This is a genomic window from Streptomyces sp. OZ13, from assembly GCF_052068155.1.
In the GTDB taxonomy this organism is placed as follows: domain Bacteria; phylum Actinomycetota; class Actinomycetes; order Streptomycetales; family Streptomycetaceae; genus Streptomyces.
This window is the reverse complement of sequence record NZ_JBQHCZ010000004.1, coordinates 680,111-696,217: the sequence shown is the minus strand read 5'-3', so window position 1 is coordinate 696,217 and position 16,107 is coordinate 680,111. Positions and strand designations below refer to the sequence as shown.

Sequence of the window (16,107 nt, the reverse complement as noted above, 5' to 3'; positions counted from 1 at the left end):
GGGTACGGGGCCGGACTAGTCGGCAGGGAGGTGATCCAGGCGGCGGAGGATCACACCCTCGCGCAGCGCCCACGGGCAGATCTCGAGTTCGTCCGCGCCGAAGAGGTCCATCGCACCCTCCGCCACCAGGGCTCCCGCGAGGATCTGGCGGGCCCGCCCCTCCGACACGCCGGGCAGTCCGGCGCGCTGCTCGACCGTCATGGCCGCCAGCTTGGGGACCCACTCCTCCAGTGATTTACGACTCAGTTCCCTCTGCACGTACGGCCCCTCGGCCGAGCGTGCCGCGCCGGTTATCCGGGCGAGCTGCTTGAAGGTCTTGGAGGTCGCGACGATGTGGTCCGGCTTGCCGAAGCGGGTGAATTCGCCGACGACCCGGGCGATCTGGGCCCGCACATGGCGGCGCATGGCCTTGACGTCGTGCGTGTCCGGCGGGTCGCCGGGCAGCATGCCCGCGGTGAGCCGGCCCGCGCCGAGCGGCAGGGACACGGCCGCGTCGGGCTCCTCGTCCATGCCGTACGCGATCTCGAGGGAACCGCCGCCGATGTCGAGGACGAGCAGCTTCCCGGCCGACCAGCCGAACCAGCGGCGGGCGGCGAGGAAGGTGAGTCGAGCCTCCTCCTCGCCGCTCAGCACAGTCAGGGCGACACCCGTCTCTTCCTTCACCCGGGCCAGCACGGCGTCCGCGTTGGTGGCCTCGCGCACCGCGGAGGTGGCGAAGGCCAGCACCTCTTCGCAGCCCTTGTCCTCGGCGGCCTGGAGGGCGTCGGTGATCGTTTCGATGAGACGGTCGACGCCGTCGTCACCGATCGCCCCGTCCTCGTCGAGCAGCTCGGCGAGGCGCAGTTCCGCCTTGTGCGAGTGGGCGGGCAGCGGCCGTGCGCCGGGGTGCGCATCCACTGCCAGCAGATGCACCGTGTTCGAACCGACGTCGAGGACTCCGAGTCTCATGGGCGGAACGCTACTGCGGCCGCCCGCATACGCTGGACCCGTGCCAAAGACGAAAAAGGCGAAGCCGGGCAAAGCCAGCCCTCCGGAGAAGACCGAGACCGACGAGAAGGGCCTGGACTTCGCCCGCGCCTGGGTGGAGTTTCCCGACCCCGCCGACGACGAGCAGGTCTTCCGCTGCGACCTGACCTGGCTGACCTCGCGCTGGAGCTGCATCTTCGGCAGCGGCTGCCAGGGCATCCAGGCGGGGCGCGCGGACGACGGCTGCTGCACGCTGGGGGCGCACTTCTCCGACGAGGACGACGAGAAGCGCGTCGCGGAGCACGTGGCCCGTCTCACGCCGGACCTCTGGCAGTTCCACGACGTCGGCACGAGCACGGGCTGGGTGCAGAAGGACGACGACGGTGAGCGCCAGACGCGGCGCTGGGAGGGCTCGTGCATCTTCCAGAACCGCCCGGGTTTCGCGGGCGGCGCCGGGTGCTCGCTGCACATCCTGGCGCTGCGCGAGGGCCGCGAGCCGCTGGAGACCAAGCCGGACGTGTGCTGGCAGCTGCCGGTGCGGCGCACCTACGAATGGATCGACCGGCCCGACGACTCCCGCGTCCTCCAGGTGTCCATCGGTGAGTACGACCGCCGCGGCTGGGGCCCCGGCGGTCACGACCTGCACTGGTGGTGCACGTCGGCGACGTCCGCGCACGGCGCCGGCGAGCCGGTGTACGTGACCTACCGCCCGGAGCTGACGGAGCTGATGGGCAAGGCGGCGTACGACGTCCTGGCCGGCCTGTGCGAGGCCCGCCTGGCGTCCTCGCTCCCCCTGGTCGCCCCCCACCCGGCCGATCCGGCCGTCTGAGACCCGCCGCAGGGCCGGGCGCACGCGCCGGTCCCAGAGGCGGCCGCCCGGCCGTGGAGCACAGGCCGGGCGGCCGCGTTCCGGGCGGCGTTGCGCCCGTGCGCCTCAGTTCGCCGGCGGCGGTGTCGCCGGCTCCGTGGGCGGACCCGTCGGCGGGTCCGTCGGGGTCGGGTCCGGCGCGGGCGACGACGGCGGGCCGGAGGGCGGCGGACTCGACGGCGGCGGGCTCGACGGCGGGGTCGGGTCCGGCGACGACGGAGGCGGGCCGGAGGGCGAGGTCGGGTCAGGGTCCGGCGACGACGGCGGCCTCGTGACGTCACCGTGGCCACGGATGAAGACGACCGCCCCGGACGGATCCACGCCCACCCGTGCCCGCCACGGCCCGGCCGGCTCCCGCGAACGGTCGACGGTCACATACAGGGTGATCGTTTCGCCGGGGTCCAGCGTGCCGGACGACCGGCTCAGATGGAGCCAGGACGCACCCGTCCAGGCCGACCAGCGGACCGGCGAGCCGCCGGACGCCGCGAGCGTGATGCGGGTGCCGTCCCCGGCCGGCTCCGCCTCGACGGTGATCCGGCCCGGCCCCACCCGGCCCGCGACGGACGGCGGCGTGATCCTTTCCTCGCTGACGACCTCGACCGAGACGTCGGGCGAGCTCCGGTTCGCCGTGAACCTCGGGTCCGGCCTCGTGCTCGCGTTGCCCGCGTTCTCGTAGTGGTCGTACGGGTCGGCGGCCGAGCCGCCGGCGCCCGCCCGCTCGTCCGCGCTGGCCGCGGGACCGCGGGCCTCCCCCGTCAGCGGCGCCCCTCGGTACGCGGCCCACAGGGCGAGCACCGGAGCGGCCACGACGGTGGCCACGACCGTCGTCGTCACCGCCCGCGCGCGCAGCCGGTCCCGCCGCGCCGCATGGTCCTTCGGGTCCAGCGGGAAGCCCCGGGGGCCGAACCGAGGCCCTCCGGCCCGCGCCCTCGGTACATGCAGCATCGCCATGTAGGCGGCCGCCCTCGGCGCCTCGACCAGCGGCAGCACGGCAGGGGTGACCGCGGAGCCCGGCCAGGGCCCTCCCGCGCCGGCGCGCTCGGCGGCGCGCCGGCAGCGCGGACAGTCGTCGACGTGCCGTACGAGCTCCTGGCGCAGCGCCGCCGAGAGCAGCACGCGGTTGTCCCCGGTGAGCCGGCCGACCGCCGGGCAGTTGCCCGTCTCGACGACGGCGAGCGCGGCGCGGGTCCGCTCGACCTCGCATGCGGCGGCCGCGAGGAGGTCGCGCGTGGCCGCGGGCTCCGAACCGAGGACGGAGGCGACCTGGCCGGCGTCGAGCCCGTGCCGGACGGCGAGTTCGAGCGCCTCGCGCTGCTCGGGGGTGGTGCCGGCGGCCTCCGGCCAGGCCAGCAGGGCGAGTTCGGCGCGATGACGCTCCGCGGTCCCGGGGCTCGTCCGGGCCGCGCGCTCCTCCGCGGCGGCGGGCCGCCCGGTGTGCGCGCCCTGGCGCCTGCGCCGCTGCTCCGTCAGCCGGCGCAGGCAGGCCCACCGTGCGAGCGCGTACAACCAGGCCTTCCGCTCGGCCGTGTCGCCGGGGCAGCGCCCCTGCTGGCGTTCGGCGATGGCGAGTACGTCACCGAGGACCGCCGTGGCCGCGTCGTGATCGCAGAGCACGGACAGGCAGTAGGTGAACAGGCCGTCCAGGTACGGCTCGTAACGTGCGGGCGGCCGCCCGGGCGACATTCGGGGAGCGCGTCGGTGCGCCCGGTGTGCGCCGGTGGTGTGGGTAGGGGATTCCAGCCTGCTGCTCGTCACTCCGTGACCGTAGGGGCAGGACCGCGACCCCTTCGCACCCCTTGAGCACTTTTAACCCCTACGGGTGAACAGTTCGCTCGAAGGGGGACAGCGATAGTGAAATCAGGGCCGAATGCCATCCCCCTTTCGGTCGAGTCGCCGCGCTGTCGGTGGCCCCGGTTACGGTTTGCGCATGGCTGCCCGTACGAAATCCGCGAAGGACCGGCCGTCCTACCGCTGCACAGAGTGCGGCTGGACGACCGTCAAGTGGCTCGGCCGCTGCCCCGAATGCCAGGCGTGGGGCACGGTGGAGGAGTACGGCGCACCCGCCGTCCGCACGACCGCCGCCGGCCGTGTGTCCACCGCCGCGCTGCCCATCGGCCAGGTCGACGGCCGGCAGGCGACCGCCCGCTCCACCGGCGTCGACGAGCTCGACCGGGTGCTCGGCGGGGGGCTGGTGCCCGGCGCCGTCGTCCTCCTCGCGGGCGAACCCGGCGTCGGCAAGTCGACGCTGCTGCTCGACGTCGCGGCGAAGGCGGCCAGCGACGAGCACCGCACGCTCTATGTGACGGGCGAGGAGTCCGCGAGTCAGGTGCGGCTGCGCGCCGACCGGATCAAGGCGCTGCACGACCACCTCTACCTCGCCGCGGAGACCGACCTCTCGGCCGTGCTCGGCCACCTGGACGCGGTCAAGCCCTCCCTGCTGGTCCTCGACTCGGTGCAGACCGTGGCGTCCCCCGAGATCGACGGGGCCCCCGGCGGCATGGCTCAGGTCAGGGAGGTCGCGGGCGCGCTCATCCGCGCCTCCAAGGAGCGCGGCATGTCCACGCTGCTCGTCGGCCACGTCACCAAGGACGGCGCCATCGCCGGTCCCCGGCTGCTCGAGCACCTGGTGGACGTGGTGCTCTCCTTCGAGGGCGACCGGCACGCCCGGCTGCGCCTGGTCAGAGGCGTGAAGAACCGCTACGGCGCGACCGACGAGGTCGGCTGCTTCGAACTGCACGACGAGGGCATCACCGGCCTCGCGGACCCGTCCGGGCTGTTCCTGACCCGCCGCGCGGAGCCGGTTCCGGGCACGTGCCTGACGGTGACCCTGGAGGGCCGCCGCCCCCTGGTCGCCGAGGTGCAGGCCCTCACCGTCGACTCCCAGATCCCCTCCCCCCGGCGCACCACGTCCGGTCTGGAGACCTCCCGCGTGTCGATGATGCTGGCCGTGCTCGAGCAGCGCGGCCGGATCACCGCCCTCGGCAAGCGCGACATCTACAGCGCCACCGTCGGCGGGGTGAAGCTCTCCGAACCGGCCGCGGACCTGGCGATCGCGCTCGCCCTGGCCTCGGCGGCCAGCGACGTGCCCCTGCCGAAGAACCTGGTCGCGATCGGCGAGGTCGGGCTCGCGGGCGAGGTGAGGAGGGTCACGGGCGTCCAGCGCAGGCTGGCGGAGGCTCACCGTCTGGGCTTCACGCACGCCTTGGTCCCCTCCGATCCGGGGAAGGTCCCACCCGGTATGAAGGTCACGGAAGTCGCCGACATGGGTGACGCCCTGAGGGTGCTGCCCAAGGGCCGTCAGAGGTCCTCCGGCGACGGCTCGCGCAGAGAGCGGGCGGAGGCCCCACGGGAGGCGGAAGCTCGCCGGTAGACTTTGCCCTGGTCTCGCCCACCCGTACGAGCCGGAGGAGTGCAGTGGCAGCCAAGGACGGGGCATCAGCACCCGGAAAGTCCGGCGGAGGCTCCGGCAACGAAGCGCTGATCCGCGCCGCCCTGAGCGCCGTCGCACCGGGCACCGCCCTGCGCGACGGACTGGAGCGCATCCTCCGGGGCAACACCGGAGGCCTGATCGTTCTCGGCATGGACAAGACCGTCGAGTCGATGTGCACCGGCGGTTTCGTGCTGGACGTGGAATTCACCGCCACCAGGTTGCGCGAGCTGTGCAAGCTGGACGGCGCGCTCATCCTCGACAAGGACATCTCCAAGATCCACCGGGCGGGGGTGCAGCTGGTCCCGGACGCCTCGATCCCCACGGAGGAGACGGGCACCCGGCACCGCACCGCGGACCGGGTCTCACGTCAGTGCGGCTTCCCGGTCGTGTCCGTGTCGCAGTCGATGCGCCTGATCGCGCTGTACGTGGACGGGGAGCGCCGGGTCCTGGAGGAGTCGGCGGCGATCCTGTCCCGCGCCAACCAGGCACTGGCCACCCTCGAGCGCTACAAGCTCCGCCTCGACGAGGTCGCGGGCACGCTGTCGGCCCTCGAGATCGAGGACCTGGTCACCGTCCGCGACGTCACCGCGGTCGCGCAGCGCCTGGAGATGGTGCGCCGCATCGCGACGGAGATCGCGGAGTACGTGGTCGAGCTGGGCACCGACGGTCGTCTGCTGGCCCTCCAGCTCGACGAGTTGATCGCGGGTGTCGAGCCGGAGCGTGAACTGGTCGTGCGCGACTACGTACCGGAGCCCACGGCGAAGCGCTCGCGCACCGTGGAGGAGGCACTCGCGGAGCTGGACGCGCTCAGCCACGGCGAGCTGCTCGAACTGCCCACCGTGGCCAGGGCTCTCGGCTACAGCGGTTCGCCGGAGACGCTCGACTCGGCGGTCTCGCCGCGCGGTTACCGGCTGCTGGCGAAGGTTCCGCGGCTGCCGGGCGCGATCATCGAGCGGCTCGTCGAGCACTTCGGCGGGCTGCAGAAGCTGCTCGCGGCGAGCGTGGACGACCTTCAGGCCGTGGACGGCGTCGGCGAGGCGCGGGCCCGCAGCGTGCGGGAGGGCCTGTCGCGGCTCGCGGAGTCCTCGATCCTCGAGCGGTACGTCTAGGGCCTCTCGTTCGGATCATGCCGGGACGGCCGTACGCCCCCGGGCGGTGTCGTGCCCGGCTCCTCCGGGGAAGCCCTGGGCTCAGACCTTGTCGAGACGGAACGAGGCCGGCAGCACCGTCGTGCCCGGGAACGTCGCTTCCACCAAGTAGGTGCCCGGGCCTACCGCGCCCGCCGTCGGCGTCGCGCACTGCGGCGCGCTCCGCTTGCGGTCCCACTCCACGGTGTGCGTGATCGTGGACTTCGCCGGGACCTGGAGCAGCCGGCTCCCGGCCGGGCGCGGGCAGTCCTTGGTGGACCAGACGGACTCGTCCTCGGCGTCGGTGACGGTGAACACGGCCGCCTTCGGGCCGAAGTCGGCCTTGCACGTCGTCGCCGAGGAGTTGGTGACGACGAGCCGGAACGACGGGTTCTCCCCCGGCTCGTAGGCGACCTTCGCGCTGCGCAGCGTCAACTTCAGTGATCCCGGGGCGCAGTCGGGGAGCGTCGAGCCCGCCGGTACGGGGCGGCCGGCCGAACCACCGCCGGCCGTACCGCCGGCGCCGCCGTCCGCGCCGCCGCCGTCCGTGCCACCGTCGGACGAGCCGCCGGTCGTGCCGCTCGTCGCTCCGCCGGAAGCACCGCCCGAGGAGTCGCCGGTACCGCTCGAACCGCTCGAACTCCCGGACCCGTTACCGCCGTTGTCCGCGCCGGCGTCCGATTCGTCACGCCCGCCCGGCTGTTCGCTGATCGCGGGCCCCGACTGGCCGGGCCCCGGCGTGATCGAGGGAAGGGGAGACGTACCCCCGGCGCCCTTGTCGTCGCTGCCGCCGCCCTCTCCCGCCGAACCGACCGCCCAGACGATCAGTACCGCGATGAGCGCAACCAGCGACGCCGCGACTGCCCTCCGTCGCCAGTAGATGGAGGAGGGGAGCGGCCCGATCGGATTGCGCAGAGATCCCACGGCTCAAACTCTACGAGAGATCCGGCCCAACTCCCGCCGTACCCGCCGCCATACTTCCGAACTCTGCCGATCATCATCACGGACCCCGCCCCGCAAGGCCGTTACTTTCGTCGGGGGTGGCCCTGTCCGATGGCCCCGGGTGACCGCCGCCGCAGGGAAGGTACGGTCCCTGACCATGGACAGCAGCATCACCCGCGATCTCTACCGGGACATCATCGACTTCGCCCACACGACTCCCTCCTGGGTGCAGCACGTCGCCGAACTCTGGACGGAGGCGGGGCTGTTGCTCTTCGGAGTGCTGTACGTGGTGGCCTGGTGGCGGTCGCGCGCGGGCGACAACCGTGCCGTCGCCCTCGCGGTGCTCGCACCGCTCGCGACGGCCGCCGGCTACGTCGTCAGCGAGTCCCTGAAGTCGGTCGTGGACGAGGAACGCCCGTGCCGCACGGTCGCGGACGCTGCGGCGGCACTGGTGCCCTGCCCGCCGACCGGCGACTGGTCGTTCCCCAGCAATCACGCGGCGATCGCGGGCGCGGCGGCCGTCGCCCTGGCCCTCGCGTGGCCCCGGATCGCGCTGCTCACGGTGCCGATGGCCCTGCTGATGGCGTTCTCCCGGGTCTTCGTCGGCGTGCACTACCCGCATGACGTGCTGGTGGGGCTGGTGGTCGGCGCCCTCGTCGCGACGGTGTTCACCCTGGTGCTGGTCCGTGCGGCGGCGGCGCTGCTGGGCACGATGCGGATGAGCCGCACGCCGCTCGTGGTCTGGTTCGCCGGCCCCGGCCAGGCACCGGCGCAGGCGGCCGCGCCGCAGGCGTACGAGCCCCGCGCCTGACACTTTCGGGGGCTCCTTCGCCCCTGGGGAGCGGCCCCGCTCCGGCGCGGGGGGAGCGCGCCCGGCGGCTTCCGGGCCGCCCGGGCGCCACGTGACGGCACACCCGGGACCCGCCGGCCGCCGCGTCCCCCGCGGCGGCCGGCGGCGGACACGCCCCGTGGGCTTGCCGGAGCCCGTGTATGCGGCGTGCACACCGGCGGACGTGCCAGGATCGGTGTGCCATGACTGTCACTCACGAAACCCAGACGTCCGTAGCCGTCGACCCCGCCTCGCTCCACACCCCCGTCATCGCCTGGTTCGAACAGCACGCCCGTGACCTGCCCTGGCGTCGCCCCGAAGCAGGCGCATGGGGCGTGATGGTGAGCGAGTTCATGCTGCAGCAGACCCCGGTGACCCGGGTCCTGCCCGTGTACGAGCAGTGGCTGGCCCGCTGGCCGCGCCCCGCCGACCTGGCCGAGGAGGCCCCCGGTGAAGCCGTCCGTGCCTGGGGCCGGCTCGGCTACCCCAGGCGGGCCCTGCGCCTGCACGGCGCCGCGCAGGCGATAACGGAGCGGCACGGCGGTGAGGTCCCGACCGACCACGCGCAGCTGCTCGCGCTGCCGGGGATCGGCGAGTACACGGCGGCGGCCGTGGCCTCTTTCGCGTACGGGCAGCGGCACGCCGTCCTGGACACCAACGTCCGGCGGGTGTTCGCGCGCGCCGCGACGGGCATCCAGTACCCGCCGAACGCGACGACGGCGGCCGAGCGCAAGCTGGCCCGCATGCTCCTCCCGGAGGAGGAGCGGACCGCGGCCCGCTGGGCGGCGGCCTCGATGGAGCTGGGCGCGCTGGTGTGCACCGCCAAGAACGAGGACTGCGCGCGCTGCCCGATCGCGGAGCGGTGTGCCTGGCGGCTGGCCGGCAAGCCGGCGCACGTGGGTCCCGCACGACGCGGCCAGACGTACGTCGGCACGGACCGGCAGGTCCGCGGCAAGCTGCTCGCCGTGCTGCGCGAGGCCGTGACACCGGTGCCGCAGTCGGCCCTGGACGCCGTCTGGCACGAGCCGATGCAGCGGGGCCGTGCTCTGGACGGGCTGGTCGCCGACGGACTGGTCGAGCCGCTGGAGAACGGTCACTACCGTCTCCCGCTGACCTGAGCGGGCACGGGGCCGAAGTCTTTACCCCACTCACCCCCCACCTGAAACATCCGCTGTTACACAACCGATGGATGGCCGTGCGCCCTCCGACGGCTGCTCCGCACAGTGCCGTGACAACGCCTCCGTAGCTTCTTGTGACGCAGGAGAAACACAAGAGCGGCAAAGCACGCAGAGCTTGGTCACGGGGACGGAGGCGGTTGGAATGGCGCACGGCGAGGTGCTCGACTTCGAGGAGTACGTACGCACCAGGCAGGAGGCGCTGCTGCGCAGCGCCCGCCGCCTCGTCCCCGACCCGGTCGACGCACAGGACCTGCTCCAGACCGCGCTCGTACGCACCTACGGCCGGTGGGACGGAATCGCGGACAAGTCGCTCGCCGACGCGTACCTTCGCCGCGTGATGATCAATACGCGCACCGAGTGGTGGCGGGCCCGCAAGCTCGAAGAGGTCCCCACCGAGCAGCTGCCCGACGCCAGCGTCGAGGACGGCAGCGAGCAGCGTGCGGACCGGGCTCTGCTGATGGACGTGCTCGGAGTGCTGGCGCCCAAGCAGCGCAGCGTCGTGGTGCTGCGGCACTGGGAGCAGATGAGCACCGAGGAGACCGCCGCCGCGCTCGGAATGTCGGCCGGTACGGTGAAGAGCACGCTGCACCGGGCGCTCGCCCGGCTCCGCCAGGAGCTCGAGGCACGGGAGCTGGACGCCCGCACCCTGGAGCGGTACGAGGCGCGGCGTGCCGATCGGCATGACGGACGGGAGCGGGAGCGGTGCGCGGCCTGACAGGCAAGGGCAGCAGCAGGACCATGGCGGCGAGCGGCACGGCGACGGCCGGGCTCGTCGCCGCGGCGCTGTTCGCCGCCGGCTGTTCCACCGGGGGCACGGGGGTGGAGGACGAGGGTGCGGCGCCCTCACAGACCGCGAGCAGGGCGGCCCCGGTGCCGTCGGCCGGTGACGCGGGCCATTTCACGGAGTCGGTGGACGCGGTCAAGCTGCTGATGGCCGACCCGAAGGTCAGCGCCCGGGTCAAGGCGGATCTGCGGCCGTGCGCCAAGGACTCGTACCCCGTCGACACCTCGTACGCGGTACTCACCGGAAATGACACGCCCGACGTCATCGTCAACGTGCTGACCTGCGGTGACGCGGTCGGCATGGGCACGTATGTGTACCGGGAGACCGGAAAGACCTACGAGAACGTGTTCTCCGTCGAGGAGCCCGCGGTCTACGCGGCGGTCGACCGGGGCGATCTGGTGGTGACCAAGCAGGTGTACGCCAAGGACGACCCGGTGGCGGAGCCGTCCGGCGAGGAAGTGAGCACCTACCGCTGGTCGGCGGGCAGGTTCACCCGGGAGTTCTGGGTGCGCAACGAATTCAGCAGGGCGGTCGGCGAGGGCGAGGTGGTCGCCTCCGAGGCTCCCGCGCCGAGCGGCAACTGAGAGAACTGAGAGAGCGCCGGATGGCCGAGACCCATGTCCTGTTCGTCGAGGACGACGATGTCATCCGCGAGGCCACGCAGCTCGCCCTCGAGCGCGACGGCTTCGCGGTCACCGCTGTGCCCGACGGGCTGCTCGGCCTCGAGGCGTTCCGGGCGGACCGGCCCGACATCGCGCTGCTGGACGTGATGGTGCCCGGCCTCGACGGGGTGAGCCTGTGCCGGCGGATCCGCGACGAGTCGACGGTGCCCGTGATCATGCTTTCGGCGCGCGCCGATTCGATCGACGTGGTGCTCGGCCTGGAGGCCGGGGCGGACGACTACGTCACCAAGCCCTTCGACGGCGCCGTGCTCGTCGCCCGTATCCGTGCCGTGCTGCGCCGCTTCGGCCATGCCTCGGGCCCCGCGGGCGACGGCGGCCCCGCGGGACGGCAGGAGCAGGGCGGCGCGCTGACCTTCGGCGACCTCGAGGTGGACACCGAGGGCATGGAGGTGCGCAGGGCCGGCACGCCGGTGTCGCTGACGCCGACCGAGATGCGGCTGCTGCTGGAGTTCTCGTCCGCCCCCGGCACCGTGCTCTCCCGCGACAAGCTGCTGGACCGGGTCTGGGACTACGGCTGGGGCGGCGACACCCGGGTCGTGGACGTCCATGTCCAGCGCCTGCGCACCAAGATCGGCCAGGACCGGATCGAGACGGTCCGCGGCTTCGGCTACAAGCTCAAGGCCTGAGGCACGCCGTATGGGTGCCGCAGCACCTTTCGCCGAGGAGAGTCCCACCGCATGAGGCGTCTCGTCCTGCGCACCGGCGTCCGCTGGAAGATCAGCATCGCGATCGCGGCGGTCGGCGCGCTGATCGCCATGGCGCTCAGCCTGGTCGTGCACAACGCCGCCCGGGTCTCCATGCTCGACAACGCCCGCGACGTCCAGATGGACCGGGTCCTGCTGGCGCAGCGCTGGTACGAGACGTCCAAGAACAAGGACCCGCGCTTCAACAGCAAGATCAACGATCCCGCGCTGCCGGACGAGCTCCAGCGGCTGATGCGGGAGAAGCGGCGCGGCTCGTACATCGACGAGGGCCACGACGGGACGCCCGAGATCTGGGCCGCCGTGCCCCTGGCCGGCGGTGACGTGCTCTCCCTGCACACGGCGTTCGCCGGGCGCAGCGCCGAGATCATGCAGGACCTGGACCGGGCGCTGATCATCGGTTCGGTCTCGGTCGTACTGGGCGGTTCCGCGCTGGGCGTCCTGATCGGCGGGCAGCTCTCACGCCGGCTGCGCAAGGCGGCCGCGGCGGCGGGCAATGTCGCCGAGGGCAACCACGAGGTCCGGGTGCGGGACGCCATCGGCGGCGTCGTGCGCGACGAGACCGACGATCTGGCGCGGGCCGTCGACGCGCTCACCGATGCCCTCAACGAACGGATCGAGGCGGAGCGCCGGGTCACCGCGGACATCGCTCACGAACTGCGCACACCGGTCACGGGGCTGCTCACGGCGGCCGAGCTGCTGCCGCCCGGGCGCCCGACCGAGCTCGTACGGGACCGGGCGCAGGCCATGCGGACGCTGGTGGAGGACGTGCTGGAGGTGGCCAGGCTCGACAGCGCCTCCGAGCGGGCCGAGCTCCAGGAGATCCAGCTGGGCGAGTTCGTCGGGCGCAGGGTCGCCGTGTTCCACCCTGAGGCGGAGGTCCGGGTGGTGCACAACTCCTGGGTGAGCACCGACCCCCGGCGTCTCGAGCGCATCCTCGGCAATCTGCTCACCAACGCGGCCAAGTACGGCAAGGGCCCGATCGAGGTCACCGTCGAGGGCCGGGTGGTGCGGGTACGGGACCACGGACCCGGATTCCCGGAGTCGGTGCTGCGGGAGGGACCGAGCCGGTTCCGCACGGGTGCCAGCGACCGTGCGGGTACGGGGCACGGTCTGGGCCTCACGATCGCGGCCGGTCAGGCGCGGGTGCTCGGGGCGAGGCTGACGTTCCGGAACGCCGCGCCGGAGGGGGCGACACCGCTGGGGGCCTCCGGCGGGGCGATCGCGGTGCTCTGGCTTCCCGAGCACGCGCCGACGAACACCGGGAGCTTCCCGGTGCTGACACCGGCGGAGGACCGGGATCCGGAGCGGCCGAAGAGGCTGAAGCGGCCCCGGCTGAAACGCCGCGGTTGAGCCCCTGGCGTGTCCGGGCGCACAAAGGCCCCGCCCGGGCAGGGCGGGGCCTTCTGATCACCCGGCGCTGTGCGACGGGGCGGGCTCAGGCGTGCGTCACAGGTTGACGCCGGCGGAGCGCAGGAACGACATCGGGTTGAGCGCAGAGCCGTAGTTCGGCGTCGTGCGGATCTCGAAGTGGAGGTGCGGGCCGGAGGAGTTACCGGTGTTGCCGGACTTGGCTATGTTCTGGCCGGTCTTCACCTTCGCGCCCACGTTCACGTTGATCTTCGACAGGTGGGCGTACTGGGAGTACTTGCCGTTGTTGTGCTTGATCACGATGGCGTTGCCGTAGGCGGGGCCGTCGCCGCCGCCGTTCGGGCCCGCCTTGACGACGGTACCGGCGCCGACCGCCTTGACCTGCGTGCCGATCGGCACCGCGAAGTCCTGGCCGGAGTGCTTGGCGGACCACATGGCGCCACCCTGCGCGAAGCTCGCGGTCAGCGTGTACTTGCCGACCGGCTTGACCCACGCCGGGGCCTTCTTGACGGGCTTCTTCTTGGCGGTCTTCTTGGCGGCCTTCGCCTTCGCGGCGTTCGCCTGGGCGTCGGCCTGGGCGGCGACGGCAGAGGCGGCGTCCACGACGGCCGGCTTGGCCGCCTTGCCCGCGTCGGCGGAGGCGACACCCGCACCGGCTCCGACGACCATCACGGCACCCATTCCGGCGGCCACGACAGCACCACGGGTACGGAGCACGGACGGGCGGAGCTGGTGGATCATGGTGCGCTTCGACATACGGGAGAACCTCCGGGCATGAATGGACCCGATGCATCCGCACCGGGCTGGCTCCACATTGGTAACCCGTGCTCCCAAGTCGCCTCAAACCCCCCAACTACGACATTGCGTCGTAGTGGCATCCGCGGAAATACGCCTCTTGACTCCCGGCCGAGGCGCGCGCACCGCCGGAAAGCGGGGCCTCGTATGCCCGGGACCGACCGGTTTAACCGCACGTCCTGGCCACGGGCCCCGGGAGAGACGCCCTGCGGCCGGACCCGCGGACGAGGAGACGGAAAGCCCCGGGCCGGCCGGATCCCCCGTGAGGGACAAAACGGATATTCCGATCACTAATCCACCTAGTAGTACCCAAAACGCCTGTGCGCCTTGTCACGGAGGGGCCCCTTCCGGGGGTCCGGAATCGTGAGCCAGGCCACGCGCGACAGCCATGGGAAAGTGCTCCGGACCACACTGGAAAAGGGGCCGTGAGGTGACCGGGGCCACAGAATTCAGCCCTTTTCACCGCCCGGAAGGCCCGCCGCGCGTCCTTCCGGGAAGGATCCGCTTCCGGGATCCTCCTGTGCCATGAGTAGACCCGTGGTTCGTATCCGTCACCGCGCGCTGCGCCGCGCATGGATCTGGCCGCTCGCCGCCGGCCTCGTCTGCACGCTCACCTGGAGCTCGCCGGCCGGGGCCGGCCCCTCCGACACCGGCCTCAAGGGCGCCCTCGACAAGGTCCTCGCGGACCCCAGGATCGACGGTGGCGCCGTGAGCGTCGTGGTCGCCGACGCCGCCACCGGTGAGCGCCTCTACCAGCGCGACAGCGGCGACCGTCTGATGCCCGCGTCCAACACCAAGCTCGCCACCTCCGCCGCCGCCATGGCCGTACTGGGCCCGGACCACCGCTTCAGCACCGACGTGCTGACCACCGGCCGCCGCGAGGGCGCCACTCTCACCGGCGACCTGTACCTTCGCGGCAGCGGCGATCCCACCCTGCTCGCGGCCGACTACCGAGCCCTCGCGGCGGACGTCGCGGCGTCCGGCATCAAACGCGTCACCGGGCGCCTCGTCGCCGACGACACCCGCTTCGACGACCAGCGCCTCGGCCGGTCCTGGGCGGCCGACGACGAGTCCGCCTACTACTCCGCACAGATCTCGGCGCTCACCCTCGCGCCCGATACCGATTACGACTCCGGCACCGTCGTCGTCGAGGTCGCCCCGGGCGCCCGGCCGGGCGAGCGCCCCCGCGTGACACTGACCCCGCCCACCGACTACGTACGCCTCGACGTCAGCGCCACCACTGTCGAGGCGGGCCGGCCGGACACCCTGGCCGTCTCCCGGGACCACGGCACGAACAGGCTCACGATCAGCGGTGACGTCCCCGTCGGCTCGGCAGCCGCCAAGGAGTGGATCGCGGTCTGGGAACCGACCGGCTACGCGGCCGCCGTGTTCGCCGACGCGCTTGCCGAGCACGGCGTACGGGTCTCGGGCACTCCCCGTCTGGGCCGCCCGACCCCCGCCGGGGCGCGCACGCTCGCCTCGCACCGCTCCATGCCGCTCAGCGAACTGATGCACCCGTTCATGAAGCTCTCCAACAACATGCACGCGGAGGCGCTCACCAAGGAGATGGGGCATCGGGCGTCCGGCCGGGGCACCTGGGACGCGGGCCTCGCCGCGATCGGCGCCCAGCTGGAGAAGGAGGGCGTCAGGACCTCCACCCTCCGCCAGGCCGACGGCTCCGGACTGTCCCGGATGAACATGTTCCCGGCGGCCGAGCTGGCGACCCTCCTGCTCTCCGTCCGCGACGCCCCCTGGTTCGCCGACTGGTACGCGTCCCTGCCGGTGGCCTGCGCCCCCGACCGCGCCGTGGGCGGAACGCTGCGCTCCCGTATGTGCGGCACCCCGGCCGCCCTCAACGCCCGGGGCAAGACCGGCTCGCTGACGGGTGCCTCCGCGCTGTCGGGATACGTCACCGACGCCGCGGGACGCGAACTCGTCTACAGCGTCGTCCTCAACAACTACCTCGCCTCCTCGGTGAAGAGCATCGAGGACGCGCTGGTCGTCACCCTGGCGTCCTCGGACACCGCGGCGGGCACGATCGTGCCCACGTCGCCCCCGCGTGCCCGCACCGCGGAGCCCGATGCCTCACTGGAATGCTCCTGGCGCAAGCCCGCCTCCTGCTGACCCTGCCGGGTCCCGCCGACGCCAGCGGGGGCCGGCTCAGCACGGCACGGGCAGCACACGCAGGGCCTTGACATGGCACGCCCGCCCACCGCCTGGTCGGGCGGACCGGCCCGACCAGGCAGAGCACGGCCTCGGCATGGCACGCCACCCGAGCGCTGACAGTGCCCCGCCGAGAGCGGGCGGCTCCTGGCCCTCCTCGGCGCCAGGCAGCGCACGCAGTCCCTTGGCGAGGCCCCCGCCAACCCTGTCACGGCCTCCGGACAGGGCCCGCCAGGGGCAGCGGGCCCCTGGCGGGCCGGAGTACCCAGG

14 protein-coding genes are annotated in these 16,107 nt (G+C 72.8%); 10 read left to right on the top strand and 4 right to left on the bottom strand.

Annotated elements, in window-relative coordinates; all coding sequences use genetic code 11:
• Positions 1-15: 15 nt before the first annotated feature.
• Positions 16-948, bottom strand: coding sequence for a Ppx/GppA phosphatase family protein (locus ACTMTU_RS13435; RefSeq protein ID WP_441263685.1), 933 nt, complete (start codon positions 946-948; stop codon positions 16-18).
• A gap of 40 nt (positions 949-988) precedes the next feature.
• Between ACTMTU_RS13435 and ACTMTU_RS13430 the strand changes: the two genes are divergently transcribed.
• The gene (locus ACTMTU_RS13430; RefSeq protein WP_441263684.1) at positions 989-1,795 is read left to right on the top strand and encodes a hypothetical protein; all 807 of its coding nucleotides are present in this window, start codon (positions 989-991) and stop codon (positions 1,793-1,795) included.
• A gap of 105 nt (positions 1,796-1,900) precedes the next feature.
• Here the strand turns inward: ACTMTU_RS13430 and ACTMTU_RS13425 are convergent, their stop codons facing one another.
• Positions 1,901-3,589, bottom strand: coding sequence for a BACON domain-containing protein (locus tag ACTMTU_RS13425; RefSeq protein ID WP_441263683.1), 1,689 nt, complete (start codon positions 3,587-3,589; stop codon positions 1,901-1,903).
• A gap of 172 nt (positions 3,590-3,761) precedes the next feature.
• Here ACTMTU_RS13425 and radA point away from each other — a divergent pair, with 172 nt between their 5' ends.
• Both radA and disA read left to right on the top strand, forming a co-directional pair.
• Positions 3,762-5,204: a DNA repair protein RadA gene (radA, locus tag ACTMTU_RS13420; protein WP_441263682.1), complete on the top strand. Its 1,443-nt coding sequence runs from the start codon at positions 3,762-3,764 to the stop codon at positions 5,202-5,204.
• A gap of 44 nt (positions 5,205-5,248) precedes the next feature.
• The gene (gene disA, locus ACTMTU_RS13415; protein WP_005314096.1) at positions 5,249-6,373 is read left to right on the top strand and encodes a DNA integrity scanning diadenylate cyclase DisA; all 1,125 of its coding nucleotides are present in this window, start codon (positions 5,249-5,251) and stop codon (positions 6,371-6,373) included.
• 81 nt (positions 6,374-6,454) lie between these two features.
• Here the strand turns inward: disA and ACTMTU_RS13410 are convergent, their stop codons facing one another.
• Entirely contained in the window at positions 6,455-7,315 is an 861-nt protein-coding gene (locus tag ACTMTU_RS13410) for a hypothetical protein (protein WP_441263681.1), read from the bottom strand.
• Between the two features lie 175 nt (positions 7,316-7,490).
• On the opposite strand from ACTMTU_RS13410, the gene ACTMTU_RS13405 reads away from it, so the two are divergent.
• The 6 genes from ACTMTU_RS13405 to cseC all read left to right on the top strand — a co-directional run bounded on the left by ACTMTU_RS13405 (position 7,491) and on the right by cseC (position 12,861).
• The gene (locus ACTMTU_RS13405) at positions 7,491-8,144 is read left to right on the top strand and encodes a phosphatase PAP2 family protein (protein WP_441263680.1); all 654 of its coding nucleotides are present in this window, start codon (positions 7,491-7,493) and stop codon (positions 8,142-8,144) included.
• A gap of 221 nt (positions 8,145-8,365) precedes the next feature.
• Positions 8,366-9,280 (top strand): A/G-specific adenine glycosylase, encoded by a 915-nt coding sequence (locus tag ACTMTU_RS13400; RefSeq protein ID WP_441263679.1) that lies wholly within the window; start codon positions 8,366-8,368, stop codon positions 9,278-9,280.
• Between the two features lie 202 nt (positions 9,281-9,482).
• Positions 9,483-10,055: a SigE family RNA polymerase sigma factor gene (locus ACTMTU_RS13395; protein ID WP_441263678.1), complete on the top strand. Its 573-nt coding sequence runs from the start codon at positions 9,483-9,485 to the stop codon at positions 10,053-10,055.
• Positions 10,043-10,708 carry a hypothetical protein gene (locus tag ACTMTU_RS13390; protein ID WP_441263677.1) on the top strand — a complete coding sequence of 222 codons (666 nt, stop codon included), beginning with the start codon at positions 10,043-10,045 and terminating at the stop codon, positions 10,706-10,708. The genes ACTMTU_RS13395 and ACTMTU_RS13390 overlap by 13 nt, the downstream gene beginning before the upstream one ends.
• Before the next feature lie 20 nt (positions 10,709-10,728).
• Complete coding sequence (gene cseB / locus ACTMTU_RS13385) at positions 10,729-11,433, top strand: two-component system response regulator CseB (protein WP_441263676.1); 705 nt, start codon at positions 10,729-10,731, stop codon at positions 11,431-11,433.
• Positions 11,434-11,484: 51 nt separating this feature from the next.
• The gene (gene cseC / locus ACTMTU_RS13380) at positions 11,485-12,861 is read left to right on the top strand and encodes a two-component system sensor histidine kinase CseC (protein ID WP_441263675.1); all 1,377 of its coding nucleotides are present in this window, start codon (positions 11,485-11,487) and stop codon (positions 12,859-12,861) included.
• A 96-nt stretch (positions 12,862-12,957) separates the two neighbouring features.
• On the opposite strand, the gene ACTMTU_RS13375 is transcribed toward cseC, so the two are convergent.
• The gene (locus ACTMTU_RS13375; RefSeq protein WP_441263674.1) at positions 12,958-13,635 is read right to left on the bottom strand and encodes a M23 family metallopeptidase; all 678 of its coding nucleotides are present in this window, start codon (positions 13,633-13,635) and stop codon (positions 12,958-12,960) included.
• A gap of 564 nt (positions 13,636-14,199) precedes the next feature.
• Between ACTMTU_RS13375 and dacB the strand changes: the two genes are divergently transcribed.
• The gene (gene dacB, locus ACTMTU_RS13370) at positions 14,200-15,798 is read left to right on the top strand and encodes a D-alanyl-D-alanine carboxypeptidase/D-alanyl-D-alanine endopeptidase (protein WP_441263673.1); all 1,599 of its coding nucleotides are present in this window, start codon (positions 14,200-14,202) and stop codon (positions 15,796-15,798) included.
• Positions 15,799-16,107 lie beyond the last annotated feature (309 nt).

Bases quoted from the DNA above. Each gene is read 5' to 3' on its own strand.
- ACTMTU_RS13435 (WP_441263685.1), bottom strand. From the start codon at position 948: ATGAGACTCGGAGTCCTCGACGTCGGTTCGAACACGGTGCATCTGCTG.
- radA (WP_441263682.1), top strand. From the start codon at position 3,762: ATGGCTGCCCGTACGAAATCCGCGAAGGACCGGCCGTCCTACCGCTGC.
- ACTMTU_RS13405 (WP_441263680.1), top strand. From the start codon at position 7,491: ATGGACAGCAGCATCACCCGCGATCTCTACCGGGACATCATCGACTTC.
- ACTMTU_RS13400 (WP_441263679.1), top strand. From the start codon at position 8,366: ATGACTGTCACTCACGAAACCCAGACGTCCGTAGCCGTCGACCCCGCC.
- ACTMTU_RS13395 (WP_441263678.1), top strand. From the start codon at position 9,483: ATGGCGCACGGCGAGGTGCTCGACTTCGAGGAGTACGTACGCACCAGG.
- cseB (WP_441263676.1), top strand. From the start codon at position 10,729: ATGGCCGAGACCCATGTCCTGTTCGTCGAGGACGACGATGTCATCCGC.
- cseC (WP_441263675.1), top strand. From the start codon at position 11,485: ATGAGGCGTCTCGTCCTGCGCACCGGCGTCCGCTGGAAGATCAGCATC.
- ACTMTU_RS13375 (WP_441263674.1), bottom strand. From the start codon at position 13,635: ATGTCGAAGCGCACCATGATCCACCAGCTCCGCCCGTCCGTGCTCCGT.
- dacB (WP_441263673.1), top strand. From the start codon at position 14,200: ATGAGTAGACCCGTGGTTCGTATCCGTCACCGCGCGCTGCGCCGCGCA.